Source organism: Kitasatospora sp. NA04385 (assembly GCF_013364235.1).
Taxonomy (GTDB): Bacteria; Actinomycetota; Actinomycetes; order Streptomycetales; family Streptomycetaceae; genus Kitasatospora.
In genome coordinates this window covers 827,944-845,920 of the sequence record NZ_CP054919.1, presented here as the reverse complement: position 1 = coordinate 845,920, position 17,977 = coordinate 827,944, and the positions used below count along the sequence as shown (strand labels likewise).

General features: G+C 76.5%; 10 protein-coding genes. 3 read left to right on the top strand and 7 right to left on the bottom strand.

All coding sequences use genetic code 11. From position 1 onward, the window contains the following. Positions 1-968 precede the first annotated feature (968 nt). Positions 969-2,075: a hypothetical protein gene (locus HUT16_RS03655; protein ID WP_176185412.1), complete on the bottom strand. Its 1,107-nt coding sequence runs from the start codon at positions 2,073-2,075 to the stop codon at positions 969-971. Positions 2,076-2,962: 887 nt separating this feature from the next. Further along, entirely contained in the window at positions 2,963-6,403 is a 3,441-nt protein-coding gene (locus HUT16_RS03650; RefSeq protein ID WP_176185411.1) for a DUF4132 domain-containing protein, read from the bottom strand. A gap of 179 nt (positions 6,404-6,582) precedes the next feature. Here HUT16_RS03650 and HUT16_RS03645 point away from each other — a divergent pair, with 179 nt between their 5' ends. Together HUT16_RS03645 and HUT16_RS03640 are read left to right on the top strand one after the other, a co-directional pair. After that, on the top strand, positions 6,583-7,278 hold the full coding sequence (locus HUT16_RS03645) for a maleylpyruvate isomerase family mycothiol-dependent enzyme (RefSeq protein ID WP_176185409.1): 696 nt from the start codon (positions 6,583-6,585) through the stop codon (positions 7,276-7,278). 328 nt (positions 7,279-7,606) lie between these two features. Continuing rightward, the gene (locus HUT16_RS03640; RefSeq protein ID WP_176185408.1) at positions 7,607-10,681 is read left to right on the top strand and encodes a serine/threonine-protein kinase; all 3,075 of its coding nucleotides are present in this window, start codon (positions 7,607-7,609) and stop codon (positions 10,679-10,681) included. On the opposite strand, the gene HUT16_RS03635 is transcribed toward HUT16_RS03640, so the two are convergent. Beyond that, on the bottom strand, positions 10,662-11,345 hold the full coding sequence (locus HUT16_RS03635; protein WP_176185406.1) for a response regulator transcription factor: 684 nt from the start codon (positions 11,343-11,345) through the stop codon (positions 10,662-10,664). The two genes, HUT16_RS03640 and HUT16_RS03635, sit on opposite strands and share 20 nt — an antisense overlap. Positions 11,346-11,814: 469 nt before the next feature. Here HUT16_RS03635 and HUT16_RS03630 point away from each other — a divergent pair, with 469 nt between their 5' ends. Further along, complete coding sequence (locus tag HUT16_RS03630; protein WP_176185404.1) at positions 11,815-13,776, top strand: APC family permease; 1,962 nt, start codon at positions 11,815-11,817, stop codon at positions 13,774-13,776. Positions 13,777-13,797: 21 nt separating this feature from the next. Here the strand turns inward: HUT16_RS03630 and HUT16_RS03625 are convergent, their stop codons facing one another. From HUT16_RS03625 to HUT16_RS03610, 4 genes are all read right to left on the bottom strand, one after another. After that, a complete protein-coding gene (locus HUT16_RS03625; protein WP_254897617.1) occupies positions 13,798-14,766 on the bottom strand; it encodes a DUF4232 domain-containing protein in 969 nt (322 codons plus the stop codon). Positions 14,767-14,913: 147 nt separating this feature from the next. Further along, entirely contained in the window at positions 14,914-16,128 is a 1,215-nt protein-coding gene (locus tag HUT16_RS03620; protein WP_176185402.1) for a DUF5685 family protein, read from the bottom strand. Between the two features lie 235 nt (positions 16,129-16,363). Further along, on the bottom strand, positions 16,364-16,705 hold the full coding sequence (locus tag HUT16_RS03615; RefSeq protein ID WP_176185400.1) for a DUF6188 family protein: 342 nt from the start codon (positions 16,703-16,705) through the stop codon (positions 16,364-16,366). Then, a complete protein-coding gene (locus tag HUT16_RS03610; RefSeq protein ID WP_176185398.1) occupies positions 16,645-17,964 on the bottom strand; it encodes an NUDIX hydrolase in 1,320 nt (439 codons plus the stop codon). The genes HUT16_RS03615 and HUT16_RS03610 overlap by 61 nt, the downstream gene beginning before the upstream one ends. Positions 17,965-17,977: the final 13 nt, after the last annotated feature.

The window sequence follows — 17,977 nt, the reverse complement described above, 5'->3', positions numbered from 1 at the left end:
GGCCAGCAGCGGCACCGCGTCCGTCCCGAGGCCGTCCGCGACGGTCGCCGCGCTCTGCGCCCACCAGCGGTACCAGCTCAGCCGGGGGGCCACCCGCTCCGCCTGGGCCCGGCCGCCGAGCGCGGACAGCATCAGCACCCACACCGACTGGCTCTGCCAGTCCGGCAGTTCGTCGATCCAGGCGTCCGTCCACTCGGACACCTCGGGGAACAGGTACGCGGTGCCGAACCGCCGCGGCAGCCCGCCGGAGCGCTCCGCCCCGGCCGCCGCCCGGGCCGCCAGGTAGGCGGGCTCGTCGGCGAGCGAGAGCAGGTGGCGGGCCCGGCGCAGCGCCCGGCCCTGCTCGGTGGCGTAGCCGTGCGAACCGGAGTTGGCGCGCACCAGGCACGGGTTGGCGTAACCCGGCCGGGAGCGCCAGTAGTCGACCTCCAGGGTCGCGACGGCCGCCCGGACGGCGAACACCAGGCCGTGCCGCGCCGTCCAGGCGTCCACCAGCGCGGCCCCGCCCGCCTCGCCCGCCGCGCCGTCCTCGTACAGCGGGGGCAGCATCGCGCTGACGCAGGCCGCGCCCAGCGCGTCCGGCGCGCCGTCCAGGTACGCCGTCGCGGCCCGGACCAGCTCCCCGTCCGAGGCGTCGGCCGCGCCCACCCGCTCGATCCACTCCCGGTGCCCGGCGACCAGCGCGTCCTCGGCGGCCACCGCCGCCGGGCCCGGCCACGCCGAGGGCGGCGGCGCACCGCCACCGCGCCGCGGCACCACCAGCGCGTGCCACTCGGCCGGCAGGTCGAACGCGTCCTCCTCCGGCGGCCCGCCCCCGCCGACCAGCTCCCCCTGCCGCACCGCGCCTCCCGCACCCCGACGAACGATCACCGGCCACACTCTAGGGGCCCGCCCCGACACGGCCGGTTTCCAGCGGCCGGGCCGGGACGGGCCCCGCGGTGCGGTGGGTGCGGCGCGGTGCGCCGCCGTCAGAACGCCGAGGTGTACGCCAGCAGGAACGGCGCCGCCACCGGCGCGCCGCCGGGGTTGAAGCACAGCGGGGCGAGTTTCACCGCGCCCGAGCTGCGCGTCCACGGCAGCGCCAGCTGGCACCAGCCGGGGCCGCTGCCGTACGCGGTGACCTGCGCGTGGTCGGACGGGACGGCCACGCCGGACATCACCACCGCGGCCGGCACGCCGGCGCCGAAGGTGTTGGTGCCGCCGACCGAGTTGAAGTCCGTCCCGACCGGCACCGCGCCGTTGTACCAGAGGTACCCGAAGGACTTCGGCGGGTACGCGGGCCCGTGCACCGCCCGCTTCACCGAGTAGCTGAGCGTCCAGGCGGTGTCGTACGGGGCGTTGGTCGCGTCGAAGCAGGCCACCAGGAAGGTCTGCCCGGTGCTCGACGGGTACCAGCCGGCCACCTTGCAGCGCGCGCCCTGCGCCGCGTCGACCGCCGTGACCTGCACGTTCCCGACCTCGGTGGTGGAGCCCAGGCCGGGCAGCCAGGCCTTCCACAGGCCGGTCGAGCCGTGGCCGGACAGGTTGGCCCCGCCGGCCGAGTTGTACTGCGAGAGCAGCGCTCCGGAGGGCAGCGAGTACAGGTAGCCGTAGTCGCCGCCGGGCGGCGGGGGCGTGCCGGTGCTGCTGCTGAACAGCACCGTGAACGGCGAGGGCGCGGGCGCCCCGGCCGGGTTGTAGCAGGCCACCTTGACGTCCAGCCCGCTGCCCGCGGTGCCCCAGCCCTGCACCTGGCACCAGGTGCCGGTGCGGTTGACGGCGGTGACGTGCGCGACCCCGCCCACTCCGGCGATCAGCGGGAAGTGCACCGCGTACGTGCCGGTGCCGGTCTGGTCGACCTTCACCGGGTTGGCCGCCGGAGAGGGCCAACTGCCCCACTGGCGCGAGGGATCGGGGACGTAGCCGGGCGGCGGCGTCGGGTTGTCCAGGTAGGCGAAGCCCCACCGGTCGGGCACCGCGGCGTGCGCCGGGGCGGCCGCCGGGACGGCCACCGCCAGCAGGGCGGCCAGCAGGGCCAGGACGAGCGGGACGAGACGGAAGGAGCCGCGCGGGGGCGCGGCGGAGCGGACGGGCATGGACGTGACCCCCAGGGTGGTGAGGACGGGTACCGGCTGCGTGCTGGGCGTGCGCTGGGAACTCCCGCCCGGCCGCACCCGCACCCGGACCGCACCCGGGCGCGCGGGGCGGGGCGCTGCTGCGCCCGGCGGCGCGTGCCGTGGTGGTGCCGTACCGTGCCGGTGCGTGCTCTGCCGTGCCGGTGCGCGGGTGCGGGTGCGGGTGCGTGCGTGCCGTGCCCGGGGCCGGGCGGGTCGAACGGTGCGGAGCGGGGAGCCCGACGTCACCGCGGGGACGCCGCGGTGCGCGGTGGAACCCGGGCGCGGCCACTGGAACCCGAGGCGCCCGGTGCTGTCCGGTCGACGCCGGCTGCAACGGCGTCCGGCCGCAGGCGGCCGCTGCCGCGGGGCCGGGCCCGGCGGCGACTCACATGCTAGGAGCGCCGGACCCCGGCCGCCCAGTCCCCCGGCGGCCCCGGACGCGGCAGATCCCGGCCGATCCCGCACCCGCCCCACGGGACCCGCCGCCCCGCCCCGCCCCAGCACCCGTCACCGGCCGCCCCACCCGCCGCGTCCCGCCCCGGCAGACCGCCGGGACCGCGCGGCCGAGGTGGCCGGAACCGCCCGCCCGGCCTGCCGGAGAGCCGGTCGGGCAGAAGTCGACTCCGGTATTTCGGGCGGTAGTTCGGGGTTCGCCCGTAGAACCGGCGCTCCGCGCCGGCGTCCTGGGGAGCTGCGCCTAGCCGTCCCGATCGGCCGGTCGGATAGAGGTCAACTCCTTGATTCCGGACGGCAGTTCGGGGGTGGAGGCGGTGCCGTCCGTCCGGCAGCGACTCGTGGAACCGGCGCTCCGCGCCCGCGTCCCGGGGGCGGCCGCGCCCGGTCGCGCGGCCGTCCCGGGCGGCCGGTCAGTCGGCGGTCAACTCCGCCAGGTCGGCCAGCAGTTCGGAGGCGACGACGGGTGACAGCTCGCCGAGCCGGGCCCCGCCCCCGCCCCCATCCCCGTCCGTCGGCGGTTCCGGCGGGTAGTAGTCGGAGGAGGTGCCGAACCACACCGCGTCGATCCGCTGCTCGACCGCCTCGGCGGGGGAGTGCGCCCGGATGCCCGGGTCGAGCGCGAGCAGCAGGTGGCGGCCGTCCGGCAGCGGCTTGTGCAGCCGGTCCGCCACGCCGTCGCCGCCGTACCCGGGGTCGTCCTGCTGCCAGTCGCGCCGGGCCAGGGCGAGCAGCCGCCAGACCGGGACGGTGCGTCCCTCGAACCGGGGCAGCCGGTTCCCGGCCGCCTCCTCGGCCGTCAACGCGCCGATCGGAAGGGCGAGTTGCGGGAACGGCTGGACGATCTCGTAGTCGGTGAACAGCTCCGTCCAGGCCGCCAGGTCCGGGCCCAGGTGCAGCGGGTGGGCGATCCGCAGCACGGCGTCCGCGGGCAGCTCGAACGGTTCGTCGCGGACGTCGGCGAAGGTGCGGTCCTCGGCGATCCGGAACGCGGTGCCGTCGGCCGTCCAGACCAGCCGGTTCACCAGGTGGGCGAGCAGCGGGTGGGCCAGCAGCAGGTCGCGGAACTCGGCCGCGCTCCAGGAGCGTTCGGCCGCCATGGCGTCCCGCAGCCGGGCGGTCCGTTCGGTGACGAACGCCCGGACGTCCCGCTTCAGCGCGGTGAACCGCCGCCGCCCGGCCGCCGCCAGGCCCGGGTCGTCCTCGGCGGCGGGCGGGGGCAGCGCCTTGCGCCGTCTGCCCGCCGGGTCCAGGACGTACGGCCGGAGCTGCTCGTCGAAGCCGACGGTGAACGTCCGGGCGCCGTAGTCGACGGCGAAGGTGGCGTCCGGGCCCAGGCCCAGGTCGGGGGCCAGGCGGTCGGCGAGCTGCTCGGCCGTCAGGCCCAGCGACTCGGCGACCTCCGAAATCCGTTCCAGCGCACGTTCCTTGACCACCTCGGACTTCGCGCTCCGGGCGACGCCGTGCAACTGCGCCAGGGCGTCGGCGCTGCCGATCGACACCAGCGCGTCCAGGCCGTCCACCTGGCGGTGGTGGGACAGCCAGGGCGGCAGCGGCACCAGCCGGCGGGCGGTGTCGTCGTCGCCGAGCTCGCCGAGCGCGTGCAGCGCCCAACTGTCCTTGGACGGCGTGCCCGCGTGCCGCCACTCCTCGCACAGCGCCCAGGCGAACGCCGCCGCCGCATCGGCCCGCAGCGCCGGTAGCACCGCCGCCAGGCCCGGGTAGGGCTCGCGCGGCCGGCCCAGTTGCAGCATGCCCAGCAGGTTCCGCACCGCCGGGGGCGGCAGCGCGCCGCCGCCGTCCGCCAGCAGCAGCTGCGGGAGCACCTCCACGCGCAGCCACTCCGGCGGCTGCGGCATCCGGCCCGGCAGCGCCCGGGCCAGGCCGCCGGGGCCCAGCACGTCCGCGACCGCCGCCCGGGCCCGCTCGCCGTAGCGCTCCGCCACCGCCGCCAGCAGGGCGTCCGCCCCCTCGGCCGCCGCGACCCGCCGCAGCGCGTGCTCCCCGGCCCGCCGCTCCGCACCGGCCGGGCCGACCGCCGCCGGAACCAGCAGCAGCGCCCCCGCCACGCCGTGCCGGGCGAACCACGAACGGGCCGCCGACCGGGCCGATCCGCCCCGCACCAGCAGGTCCGCCATCAGGCCCGCCACGGTCGGGTCCAGCACCGGCCCCAGGGCCGGGGCGACCTCCTCCGGGCGGTGCCCGGCGGCGAAGCGCAGCAGCCGCAGCGCGGCCGTCCCGTACCTGCCCAGGACCTGCCGCAGGTGGACGCCCTGGCTCAGGTACTCCGCGGGCTGCCAGTCCTCCAGGTACGGCCGCACCAGCTCGGCCGGGCCCCAGGCCAGCAGCCGGGCCGCCCGCCAGTCGAAGGCGTCCGCGGACAGCTCCCCGACCACCTCCGTCCAGTCGGTGTCCGCCGGGTAGCGCCAGTACGGGTCGCCGCCGTTCGCGTACGCCGCCGCCTCGCCCGGCCGCCAGACCAGCCGGGGCTCCGGGTCGGCGGTGAGGCCGGTCAGCACCTCCGGCCTGCGGACGGTGCGCGGCCAGGCCCACGGCGGCTCGGCCAGCAGCGCGGGCACCCGCTCCGGCGGCGCCTCGGGCAGCGGCTCCCGGGCGCTCGCCAGCGAGCGGACGAACGACGCGGTCCCCTCGTCCAGCCGGGCCAGGACCTCCGGCAACCGCGGCCGCCACAGCGCCAGGTGCCGGTCGAGCAGCTCCCGGAACACCGGGCCGTTCACGCCGCCGCGCCGCGCGGCCGCCGACAGCACCCGTACCGCCCGCACCGGGAAGCGCTGCGCGGCCGCCAGCAGCAGGTCGCGGACGTGCGGCTGGGAGAGCCGCTCGGCCAGCGCGAGCATCGCCCCGTCGGTCGGGAACTCGGCCAGCATCGTCGCGAGTTCCCGCTCCTGCGGGTCGCACCGGTACCGGCTCAGCGCGGACGCCAGCAGGGGCGCCACCGCCGGGCCGACCCGGTCGGCCAGGGTGGCCACCAGCCCGGGCGTCCAATCCGGGCCCACCCCGTCGCCGGTCGGAGCGAACCGCTCCACCTGCTCGACGCTGCTCAGCGCGGGCAGCAGCAGCGTGCGCAGCACGGTGGCGGTCCGGCTGTGGCCCCGGGGCAGTTCGGCCAGGCACTCCTCCACCCACTCGGTCCGCTCCGGCACCAGCCGGGCGACGGCCGCCCGCCGCAGCGGCGTGGTCCGCAGCTGCGCCAACTCCTCGACGATGGCGGCGTGTTCGTCCTCGGGTGTCTCGGCCAGGGCCTGCCGGGCGAGTGCCAGCAGGCCGTACTGCGCGGCCAGGTCGATGTACTGCTCGCCCTCCAGGTCCAGGACGCCCACCCAGTGCCGGGCCGCGGAACCCGTCCACACCCGGACGAGGTCCGCGTCGAAGGAGGCCAGCACCGCCCGGACCGCGAACGACAGTCCGGCCCAGGCCACCCGGTCCTCGAACTCCCCGCGCAGGGCGTCGGGTTCGTCCGACCGGCGGATCATCCGGGCGGTGAGCGCCGCCCCGAGCGCGTCCCAGCCCTCCCCGTTCAGGTAGGTACAGACGGCGGCCACCGCCCCGGGGTCGGAGAACTCGTCGGCCAGCAGCCGGTCGATCCACTCGACCCGCTCGTCCACCGCGTCCACCTCGCGCCGATGGGCCTCCTCCGGGTCCACCACCGGCCGGTCCGCCGCCGGGACGGACGCCGGGACGGGCACCCCGTCCCGGCGGAGCGGCGCCACCAGCGGGCGCCAGGCCTCCGGCAGCACGAAGCCGTCCTCGTCCGGCAGTTCGGCCGGCCCGCCGGGCCCGGCCGGCTCGTCCGGCGCGCGCGTTCCGTCGTGTCGTCCCCCGTGCCGTGCCACTGCCCCTCCGAACCCTCCGACGACCGTTCGTCGGCACCCTAGCCGGGCGCGCGGACAGCCCGTCCGGCCCGCCCGTGCCGCACGCGCCGCACCTGCCCCTCCGCATCCTCCGACCGGCCGGGCCCGGGAACAGGGCCACCCGAAGAGGACGGCGCCACCCGGAGAGATATCGTGGCGCGGTGGACTACGCGGACTACTTGGTGGAACTGAGGCGCGAACTCGACGAGTTCGGCGCCCTGCTGGACGGCGACCTGACGGCCCCGGTCGAGCACTGCGGCGACTGGACGCTGGCCGACCTGGCCGCGCACATGGGTGCGGGCAATCTATGGGTCGTCGCGGCGGTCCGGGAGGGGCACGGCGACAGTTACGACGAGAACGCCGTCCCCGAGGACCCGGCCGCGGTCAGGGCCTGGTACGACGGGACGGCGGACGCGCTGGTGGAGGCGCTGTCGGTCGACCCCGCCACCGAGGCGTGGACGATCGCCCCGCCGCACACCGTCGGCTTCTGGCGCCGCCGCCGCACCCAGGAGACCATGGTGCACCGCTGGGACGCCGCCAACGCGCTCGGCGCGGCGAAGCCGCTCGACGTGGAACTCGCCGCCGACGGCGTCGCCGAGGTCTTCGACACCATGGCCGCGCGCATGATCGCCCGGGGCGCGGCCACCGTCCCCGAGCAGGCCGTACGGCTCACCGCCACCGACTGCGCCCGCTCCTGGACGTACGGCCCCGGCGAGCCGGTCGCGGAGGTCTCCGGCACCGCCGAGGACCTGCTGCTGGTGCTGTGGGGCCGCAAGCCGCGCGAGAGCGACGCACTGACCTGGACCGGCGACCGCGCCGCGGGCCTGGCCGCACTGGCCGGTCCCCTGGTCCCCTGAGCCGCATCCTCCACGAACCGGGGGCGGACACCGACCGGTGTCCGCCCCCACGCACGTGCCCCCCGGGCCTGCACGTGCTCCCCCGGCCTGCACGCTCAGCCCGAGGCCGACTCCGCCGGTTCGACGACGAACCGGCCCACCGCCCGGCGGCACCCCGGTCGGCGGCGGGGACGGCCGACCGGGTCGGAACCGCCGTCGGCGCCCGGTGCGGGGGCGTTCGGGAGGTGCGTCCGGACCGGGGGGCGACCGCCCCTGGGCTGGTAGGTTCTCGGGCGGACCGGTGCGCGGCGGGGCCTCGGAGCCGGTCGGGGAGAGCAGGGAGGCAGGCGTGGCCGAAGTGAGGGTGCTCGCCGGGCGGTACCGCCTGGACCGGCTGATCGGACGCGGCGGAATGGGCCAGGTCTGGCACGGCTGGGACGTGACGCTGCACCGCCGGATCGCCGTCAAACTGCTGCACGGGGACCAGCCGCACGACCTGGAGGCCGTCGAGCGCTTCCTCAACGAGGCCCGACTGTCCGCCGGCCTCACGCACCCCGGGATCGTCACCGTCCACGACCTGGACCAGGAGCCGGACGGGACGGTCTACCTGGTGATGGAGCTGCTCACCGGCACCGACCTCGCGGTCCGGCTGCGCCGCGACGGCCCGCCGCCGCTCGCCGACTCGGTGGACTGGATGCTGCAACTCTGCGACGCGCTCGACTTCGCGCACACCGCCGGGGTCATCCACCGGGACCTGAAGCCCGCCAACCTCTTCCTCACCGGGGACGGGAAGCTGAAGGTCCTCGACTTCGGCATCGCCAAGTCCGTCGAAGGCCTCACCGACTCGCACACCCGCGGGATGGGCACCGTGGCGTACATGCCGCCCGAGCGTTTCGGCGGCCGCTCCGGCGACCACCGCGGCGACCTGTACTCGCTCGGCTGCGTGCTCTTCGAATTCCTCACCGGGCGGCCGCCGTTCGGCACCGGCGACCCCGTCCGGCTGATGGTGCGGCACGTCACCGAACCCGCCCGCCCCGCCGGCCCCGAAGCCCCCGGGCCCGTCCCCCCGGAACTCGACCGCCTGGTCCTCGACCTGCTCGCCAAGGAGCCGGACGACCGCCCCCGGTCCGCCGCCGAGGTCACCGCGCGCCTCCGCCCGCTGCGCACCGTCCGGGCCGCACCGGCCCCCGCCCCCACCGAACGGGACGTGCCCCGACCGCACGCCCCCACCGCCCCCGTGACGGTCCTCGACGCCTCGGCGCACCGCTCCGCCCCGACCGAGGACGAGTACGCGGCCCGGATCAGCGCCTCGACCACCGAGGGCCGACTGCCGCTGATCCTGGGCGAGTTGGCCCGCGGCGAGGCGGAGTACCGGACCGAACCCTGGCTCGCCGCCGCCGCCCGGACCTGGCCCGCCACCGAACTCGCCACCCTGCTCGGCGCGTACGACGCCGCCGGGCGCGGCGACCTCGCCGACCGCCTGGCCGAACGCGCGGTGGCGCAGCGCGACCCGGCCGAACTCCCCGCCCTGTTCGCCGGAATGAGCGAAGCCGGGCAGCGCGACCGGCTCGACGCCCTGTCGGCCCGGTTCGGCGCCCGCCGCTCCGCGGAGGCCGCCCCGAGCCGACGCAGCGGGCTGTCGGCCCTGTTCGGAGCCTTCCGCACCAAGCAACCCGCCCCGCCCAAGCCCGCGCCCCGAGCCGCGCCCGTACCCGAGCCCGCCCTCGTACCCGAGCCTGCACCCGTACCCGAGCCTGCACCCGTACTTGAGCCCGCGCCCCGAGCCGAGCCCGCCCCCGTACCCGCCCCTGCACCCGAGCCCGCATCCCGGCCCGTACCCGGGCGCGCCCCCGTCCGGACGCCGGGTGCCGATGCGGGCGTGGCGGAGTACGCGGAGTGGATCCGCGCGTTGGACGCCGCCGGTCGACTCGCCCGGCCGAAAGCGGAGTTGGAGCGCCTGGTCGGCAGCCGCCGGTCCGACGCCTGGGTGGAGGCGGTGGCCCGGGTCTGGCCCGCGGCCCTGATCGGAGGGCTGCTCGACCTGTACCAGCGCGGTGGCCGGAATGACCTCGCCAGCCGGATCATCCGCAGCGTTCCGGAGCACCGGGAGGCTGCCGAGCTCCCCGAGGTGCTCTCCGGGCTGCGCACCGCCCGGCAGATCCAGCGGATCGTCATGCTGTTCGGCGCGGTCCGGCGGCGCGGCGCGTCCTACACCGAGGCGGCCCGGGCCGCCCTCGCCGCCGCCGGAGAGCACCCGCTCGCCGAAGCCCTGACCCAGCACCGGGACGTCGGCCGGATCGACCCGCTGGAGTCGGCGGTGTTCCCGGACCTGTACCCGGCGGCGGACAAGCGCCCCCCGCTCCCCGCCCCTGCCCCTACCCCTACCCCTACGCCGTCGCCGTCACCCGCCGCCCCCGTGGCGGAGCAGCCCCGTCCCGGGGGCCGGCTCGACCTCCCGGTGCCGGTCCGGCGGGCGCCCGGCGCGGTGCGGGAGGCCGAACAGGCCGAGCGGATGCGCTCCCTGGCGGGGCTGGGCAGGCTCCCGAGGCCCACGGAGATCGCGGAGGTCCTCGGCGGCGACAGCCCGGCCCCCCGGGCCTGGGTGAGCGCGGTGGCCCGGTCCTGGCCGGCGGAGCGGCTCGGGGAGCTGTTCGTCAAGTACGACCGGGCAGGGCAGAGCCGGACCGCCGAAGCGATCCTCCGGGAACTGCTGATGCGCCGGGAGCCCTCCGAGGTGCCCGCGCTGGTCGCCGGCCTGCGGACGACCCGCCAGTACGAGCGGCTGCTCGCGCTGCTGGTGGAGGTCCGCCAGCAGCTCCCGGCCGACCGCGACGCGGTGCTGACCGCGTTCGACCGGGCCGGGGAGCACGCGATCGCCGCCGCCCTGCGCCTGCGCGCCGGCTGGCGGGAGGAGTTGCGGGCGGTGATGAAGGTGCCCGTGGAACAGACCCGGCCGCCCGTGCGCACTCCCGACGCGGCCTCCGCGGCGCGCGCTCCCGGCTCGAACGCCACGGAGGTGCAGTACGTGCGGTGGATCCACGACCGGTCCGCCGCCGGTGAACTCCCGCCCGTCGAAAGGATGCTGGCCCGCCACGGCTACGGCTACCAGTCCGCCGCCTGGGCGGGTGCGGTGGCCCGGGCCTGGCCCGCGGAGCGACTCGCGGCGCTGCTCGTCGCCTACCGGAAGACGGACCGGAGCCGGCTCGCCAGTGAGATCGCCCGCCGCGTCCCGGTGCACCGGTCCCACGCCGAGTACGAGACCGTCGTCAGGATGCTGCGGGAAGCCGGACAGGACGCCCTGGTCGGCATGATGGACGCCGCGTACCGGGCCAGGTGGGGCACCCGGACCGCCCCGGGAACCGAGCCCGGTCCCGAGTCCGGCACCCCCTCCGCGCCGATCATCGTCAGGGGTGATGTGCTGTAGCCCCGCCGGGCTGGGCGGCCAGGGTCTGGGTGGCGATCACCGCGGCCTGCACCCGGCGCTCCACGCCGAGCTTGGCGAGCAGCCGGGAGATGTGGTTCTTCACCGTCTTCTCGGCCAGGAACACCCGCTCGCCGATCTGCCGGTTGGTGAGCCCCTGGCCGATCAGCGCCAGGATCTCCCGCTCCCGGTCGGTCAGCTGCGGGAACTCCGGCGCGGGGGCCGGGGTCTCGCCGCGCAGCCGGGCCATCAGCCTGGTCGCGGCGCCCGGGTCGAGCATCGACTGCCCGGAGGCGACCGTGCGGATCGCGGTGACCAGGTCGGTGCCGCTGATCTGCTTGAGCACGTAGCCCGCCGCGCCCGCCATGATCGAGTCGAGCAGCGCCTCCTCGTCGTCGAAGGAGGTGAGCATCAGGCAGGCCAGTTGCGGCATCCGCGAGCGCAGCTCCCGGCAGACCGTCACGCCGTCGCCGTCCGGCAGCCGCATGTCCAGCACCGCGACGTCCGGGCGCAGCGCGGGGACCCGGGCCAGGGCCTGCTCGACCGTCCCGGCCTCGCCGACGACCTGGAGGTCCGGTTCCGAATCCAGCAGGTCGTGCACCCCGCGGCGGACCACCTCGTGGTCGTCCAGCAGGAACACCCTGATCGGCGCCGAACCCTCGGACATGGCAGCAACTCCTCCTCGCAGACCCCTACACCCGGCAGTCTGCCAAACCCCACCCGCCCACCGACAGGGCCACCCGCCCCCGACCCGACCCCGGACGCGGTCCCGACCGGTCCTTGACGCGGTCCCGACCGGCCCTTGACACCTTCTGCCCGGACGTGCTCGAACCGCACCGCCGTCCGACCGCCCCCGTCCGGCCACCCGCCGTCCGGCCGGTCCCGCCGGCAGGGTCGAAGGTCCCGAACCGGACGAAACGCCGCGATTCGTGACGCGGGGGCAAACCGTACGCCAACCCCGTCCCAAGGAGTCGTCAACGCCCCGGGACCGGTGCGCCGTTGGGCCAAAGGGTGGGGCTACGCTCCAGCCTGCCCCGGACGGCGGCGGACGTGACCTACATTGACGTGGGAGTTCGCCCGGCGGGCCGGAGCGTCCGGCGGGCCCGGGGCACCCCACCCTGACAGGAGCCGGCACAGTGGTCGACCCCGCCCCCGCGGACGCAGGAACGGCCCGGCAGCGGCTGCGCGCCTGGCTGCTCGACGGTCTCGCCGACATGGCCAAGCAGTACCCGGGCCCGCACGCCCAGGCCACCGACCAGCAGCACGGCCAGCGCTGGTGGAAGGTGATGTGCCTGACCGGCCTGGACTACTTCTCCACCCTCGGCTACCAGCCCGGCATCGCCGCCCTCGCGGCCGGCCTGCTCTCCCCGGTCGCCACCATCGTGCTGGTGCTGGTCACCCTGTTCGGCGCGCTGCCGGTCTACCGCCGGGTCGCCCAGGAGAGCCCGCACGGCGAGGGCTCGATCGCCATGCTGGAACGCCTGCTGTCGTTCTGGAAGGGCAAGCTGTTCGTCCTCGCCCTGCTCGGCTTCGCCGCCACCGACTTCCTGATCACCATCACCCTCTCCTCCGCCGACGCCACCGCCCACCTGGTGGAGAACCCGCACCTGCGCAGCGTGCTCGGCGGCCACCAGGTGCTGATCACCCTGCTGCTGATCGCCGGCCTCGGCGCGGTCTTCCTCAAGGGCTTCGGCGAGGCCATCGGCGTGGCCGTCGTCCTGGTCGCCGTCTACCTGGTGCTGAACGTGGTGGTGGTCGCCGTCGGCCTGTGGCACGTGGTCACCGCGCCCTCCCTGATCACCGACTGGACGCACGCGCTCAGCCTGGAGCACGGCAACCCGGTCGCGATGATCGGCGTCGCCCTGGTGGTCTTCCCCAAGCTCGCCCTCGGCCTGTCCGGCTTCGAGACCGGCGTCGCCGTCATGCCGCACATCGAGGGCGACCCGGACGACACCGAGCAGCGCCCCACCGGACGCATCCGCGGCGCCCGCAAGCTGCTCACCACCGCCGCCGTCATCATGAGCTGCTTCCTGATCACCACCAGCTTCATCACCACCCTGCTCATCCCCGCCGACGACTTCCAGCCCGGCGGCCCCGCCAACGGCCGCGCCCTGGCCTACCTCGCCCACCACTACCTCGGCGGCGCCTTCGGCTCGGTCTACGACCTCTCCACCATCGCCATCCTGTGGTTCGCCGGGGCCTCCGCGATGGCCGGACTGCTCAACCTGATGCCCCGCTACCTGCCCCGCTACGGCATGGCCCCGCACTGGGCCCGCGCGGTGCGCCCGATGGTGCTGGTGCTCACCGGGATCGCCTTCCTCATCACCTGGCTGTTCGACGCCAACGTCGACAAGCAGGGCGGCGCGTACGCCACCGGCGTCCTGGTACTGATCACCTCCGCGGCGATCGCCGTCACCATCGCCGCCCGGGCCGCCCGCCAGCGCGGCTGGGCCGTCGGCTTCGCGGTCATCGCCGCGGTCTTCCTCTACACCACCGCGATCAACATCGCCGAACGCCCCGACGGCGTGAAGATCGGCGCCTGCTTCATCGCCGCGATCGTGCTGGTCTCGCTCGCCTCCCGGCTCGCCCGCGCCTTCGAACTACGGGTCACCGACGTGCGGTTGGACGAGGTCGCGGAACGCTTCGTGCGCGACACCGCGCACCGCACGATCCGCTTCATCGCCAACGAACCGGCCGGCCGCGACCTCGCCGAGTACCGCGACAAGGTGCACCAGATCCGCGCCGACAACGACATCCCCGCCGAGGACGACCTGGTCTTCGTCGAGGTCACCGTGCTCGACCCGTCCGACTTCGAGGCCGAACTGCGGGTGCGCGGCGAAGTCCTGCACGACCGCTACCGGGTCCTCACCCTGGAGCACTCCAGCATCCCCAACGCGCTCGCCGCGATACTGCTGCACGTGCGCGACACCACCGGCGAACTCCCGCACATCTACTTCGAGTGGACCGAGGGCAGCCCGTTCGCCCAGTTCCTGCGGTTCTTCCTGTTCGGGCAGGGCGAGGTCGCCCCGGTCACCCGCGAGGTGCTCCGCGAGGCCGAACCCGACCGGGGCCGCCGCCCCCGCGTCCACGTCGGCTGACCCGCCCCCGGGCCCCGGGCGTCAGCGCTCGACCGGCGCCCAGGCCCCGACGCCGAGCTTCCCCGTCGTCCCCAGGTCCAGCTCCGGCGTCACCATCACCGGCGCCGCGTCCGGCGTCGCCCGCACCCGCACGTACGGGGCGTTCACCGGGGCGGACGAGGCGTCGTCCGTGTTGCGCCACACCAGGCCCGCGCGGGCCTGCCCGCCCGGCGGGACGGTGAAGCGGGTCGGCGCCTGGTCCATGCCCGTCCCCGTCGTGATCGCCGAACCGCCCTCCAGCACCCGCACCCCCGTCACCGGGGCGTGCGCCGCGTCCAGCGGCTGCACCTGCGGGAACCCGTTCAGCACCACGTCCTTCGTCCCGCAGTTCTCCAGGTGCAGCCCCACCACCCGCAGCCCCATCGCCGCGTCCCCCCGGTCCGCGTACACCCGCACCCCCGAGGCCGGGCACGCCCCGCCCTCCGACGGCGCCTCGGCCGTCGGCACGCTGCGCACCTGCACCACCTTCACCCCCGGCGCCGGCCGGGGGGAGCCGGACGGGCCCGCGGTCCTCGGCGCCGAGCCGTCCGGCACGCCGGTGAAGGTCGGCTGCGCACCGACCGGCAGATCCGGCCGCACCGGGCCGCCCTTCAGCGCGACCTGCCCCCGCACCGACGCCCCCGGGGCCAGCCCCCGCTGCACCACCGACGGGTTGTCCGACAGCCGCCCCCCGCTGCCCGACCACCCGAGCAGCACCGACACGTCCTCGGCCTCCGCCCCCCGGTTGGTCACCTCGTACTCCACGCAGTCCGCGCTCACCGCCACGATCCGCACCCCGTCCCGCACCCAGCCCTCCGGCGCCGCGCTCGGCGCCACCCCGCAGGGCCCGGCGCTCCCCGCCGCCGACGGCGCCGCCGTGCTCCCCGGAGCCACCGCCGACCCGCAGCCCGCGACCGCCCCCGCCGCGACCGCGACGCCCACACCCACCCGAACCGCCCGCATCAGAACCATCCGGAGAGTCGACCACGAACCGACCCCGGCGACCGTGACCCGGATCACTCCGCACGCAACAGCCCTGCAACGGTTGCGTGCTGGCCCCCCGTCAGGACCGGGCCGCGTCCAGCGCCGCGCCGCTCGGCCCACGGCCGGGTCCGGGGGTCAGCAGTCGCAGCCGCAGCAGTCGCAGTTGCTGCAGCACCCGTCGTCGCCGCAGCAGTCACAGCAGCAGTCGCACCCGTCGCACCCGTCGCCGCAGTCGCAGTCGTGGCGCTGGCAGAAGCCCTCGCGCCGCTCGCGGCTGAACGGGTCGTCGTGGTCGCAGCACAGCAGCTGGCAGGTGCAGGCCATCGCCATCCACACCGCGCAGCCCGGGATCAGCGAACGGGGCTGCTTCGGCTTCGTGAACTCGTCCGGGCGGTTCGGTGCCGACGGGGCGTGGGGGTCGGTCCGGGGCGGCGAGTTGTGGGCGTGGGCGTGGGCGTGGGCGTGCGCGTTCGGGTTGGCGCAGGCGCCGTGGTGGCCGCGCCGTCCGAACACCCGGTCCACCGCCTCGCCGGTCTCGTGCGCGAGCAGCAGGTGCGCCAGCGCCCGGTCGGTGAACTCCACCTCCTTGAGCGCGAGTCGGATGCCGTGGACGGCGTCGCGGCAGAGCCGTTCGGCCTCGGCCCGGGAGGTGCCGGTGGTGGTGAGGGGGTTCCAGAGGCCGTGCGCCTCGTCCGCTTCGCGGTCCTCGGCGGCGTCCAGGAGGTGGGCGAGGCGGCCGAAGAGGCGTCCGGCTTCGGCGAGGGCGGGGGCGTTGCGGGGCCGTCCGGCGAGGGTGGCGGTGTGGGCGAAGGCGGCGGCGGTGGCTTCTTCGGTGGGCGCGGTGGCGAGCAGGAGGGGTGCCCCGGCGGTGACGGCGCTCTCGGCGGCCTGCTGGCGCTGGGCGGCGTCGAGGAGGACGGCGGTGTCGAAGCCGACGGCGGCGGCGCTCCGGGTGCTCTGGCGGTCCCAGCGCCGGGTGACGCGGCGGGCCCCGGCGGCGACGGTGCGGCGGGCGAAGAGGCCGTCGCCGTCCTCGACGTGGTCGCGGACCTTGACGGAGGCGAGCGCGAGGGAGACGGCTGCGGCCAGGCGGGCGCCTTCGCCCCGGGCGACGGGAGCGGTGCGCATGCCGCGCAGCGGGCAGGGCCCGGCGGTGCGGCGGTCGGCCTGCTTCGGCGACTGGGCTTCGACCAGGACGGAGATCACCAGGCCGTCGTAGTTGGTCGCGGTGCGCGCCAGCTGCCCGTGGTCGTCGCGCAGCGCGAGGCACAGGCCGCACAGGTGCGCCATCCAGGAGGCGTGCAGCCGCTCCGACAGCCGATGCCGACACGGCCTGATGATTCCGAACACGCCCCGCCCCTTTGTTTCCGCTCACCTGCCGAGATTTCCGGTCATCCTAGTGACGCGGGCACCGCCGACAGGGTTCCACCCCCAGCTCAGCGGTGGTTCGGCAGGTCCGGCGAGAAGTGGAAGGCCACGACCGGCATCCGCCGCGGCGGTGAACACCAGCCCCCGGATCAGCGGCTCAACGTCCCTGATCCCGGAGCAGTCCGTGCGCGAGGGCCGCCCGTGCGCGGGGCGCGGCTCAGGGGGCGGACGAGCCGTCCGGGCCGCCGGTGCACAGCAGGCCGTCGGGGGAGGAGAGCTGCCAGGGGTGGGCCGGGCCGCCGGGGGCCGGGTCGGGGGCGACGGCGAGGACGTGGCCGGTGTCGAAGGCGAGGTGCAGGCCGCCCGCCGGGGTGACCGCCGCCGCGGTGATGGCGGCGTCCGCGAGCCGGCCGAGCGCGCCGGTGGGGGAGAGGCCGAGCGCGGGGTAGAAGTGCTCGACCTCCGCACCGTGCCGCAGCCGGAAGTCGTTCTCGACGGTCAGCAGCAGCCCGTCGTCCAGGTGCAGCAGCAGCCGGTTGCCGCCGCCCAGCGAGCGCACCGTGCGGCCGTCAAGTTCGGACTCGAGCGACCGCGCCATCCCGTACCTCCCGATCTCCGCGCCGCACCGGCGGACACCGCTGCGACCTGCCTATTCATACCCGGCCGGGGCCCCGGTACCCGCCGCGAACCGCCGGACGGCACCGGCGGAACCGGAGCCGCCGGGGGCGGGGTGCGCGGGTCGCGGTCAGGGGACGGCGACCGGGGGCGCGCCGTCCACCAGCTCGGCCGGCCCGGCGGTCGGGGCAGCGCGCGCACCGCCAGGCAGGCCGCCAGCCGCCGGGCCGCGGGTGCGGGCAGCACCCGTGCGGCCTCCCGCGGGGTGAACAGCCGCCACTCGGCGAGCTCCTCCTCCTGGAAGCGGACCGTCGCCAGCAGCTCCGGCCCGACCGTCCCGCCGTCGTACACCAGGGCCAGGTGCGGCGGGTCCGGCGGGCGGACGGTCACCCAGTCGAGGGCCAGCAGCCGCCCGGGTCCGCGCCGCCAGCCCAGCTCCTCCAGGGCCTCCCGCCGGGCGGCCGCCCGGGGCAGCTCCCGGTCCGCCTCGACCGACCCGCCGGGCAGCACCCACGGCGCCTCTCCCCGCCACGGCCGCAGCCGCACCAGCAGCACCCGCCCGTCCGGGTCGGTGAACAGCATCCTGGCCTTGGCCCCGATCCGGGGGCGGCTGGCGTAGTACGTCTGCTTGTCCATCGGCGGCGCCGGGGCCTCCCGCCCGGCGCCGGGCGGCAGCAGGCCCGCCAGGGCGGCCGCGCCGAGGTACGCGGGGGCCGGGCGCGGCGGCAGGTGCAGGGCGGAGTGGCCGACGGGGAGGCCGTCCGCGAGCTCCAGCGGCGCGGCCGAGCGCGGCGCCCGCAGGCAGGCGCCCATCCGGCGCGCCAGCAGCGGCGGCACGGCCGACAGCAGCAGGTCGGCGGGCAGGTGGACCATCGCGTCCAGCTCGGCGGCCTCCAGCCGGACCGCCGCCCGCTGCTCGGCGGTCAGCGGCTCGGCCCAGTACAGGAAGGCCGCGACGGGGGGCCGGTCGTGGTCCACCGACCAGTCCAGGCAGGCGAGTTCGCGCAGCACGGGCGTGACGCCCAGCTCCTCGCGGATCTCCCGGACGGCGGTGTGCCGGGGCGAGGCGTCCGCCCGCTCCCAGCCGCCGCCGGGCACCGCGATCGGGTGCTTGGCCCGGTAGGAGTTGCGCACCACCAGCACCCGCCCGTCCTCGTCGGGGAACAGCACCCCCGCCGCCGCCAGGATCTCCCGACCGTCCACCGCAACCCCCTCG

Bases quoted from the DNA above. Each gene is read 5' to 3' on its own strand.
- HUT16_RS03635 (WP_176185406.1), bottom strand. From the start codon at position 11,345: ATGTCCGAGGGTTCGGCGCCGATCAGGGTGTTCCTGCTGGACGACCAC.
- HUT16_RS03625 (WP_254897617.1), bottom strand. From the start codon at position 14,766: ATGGTTCTGATGCGGGCGGTTCGGGTGGGTGTGGGCGTCGCGGTCGCG.
- HUT16_RS03655 (WP_176185412.1), bottom strand. From the start codon at position 2,075: ATGCCCGTCCGCTCCGCCGCGCCCCCGCGCGGCTCCTTCCGTCTCGTC.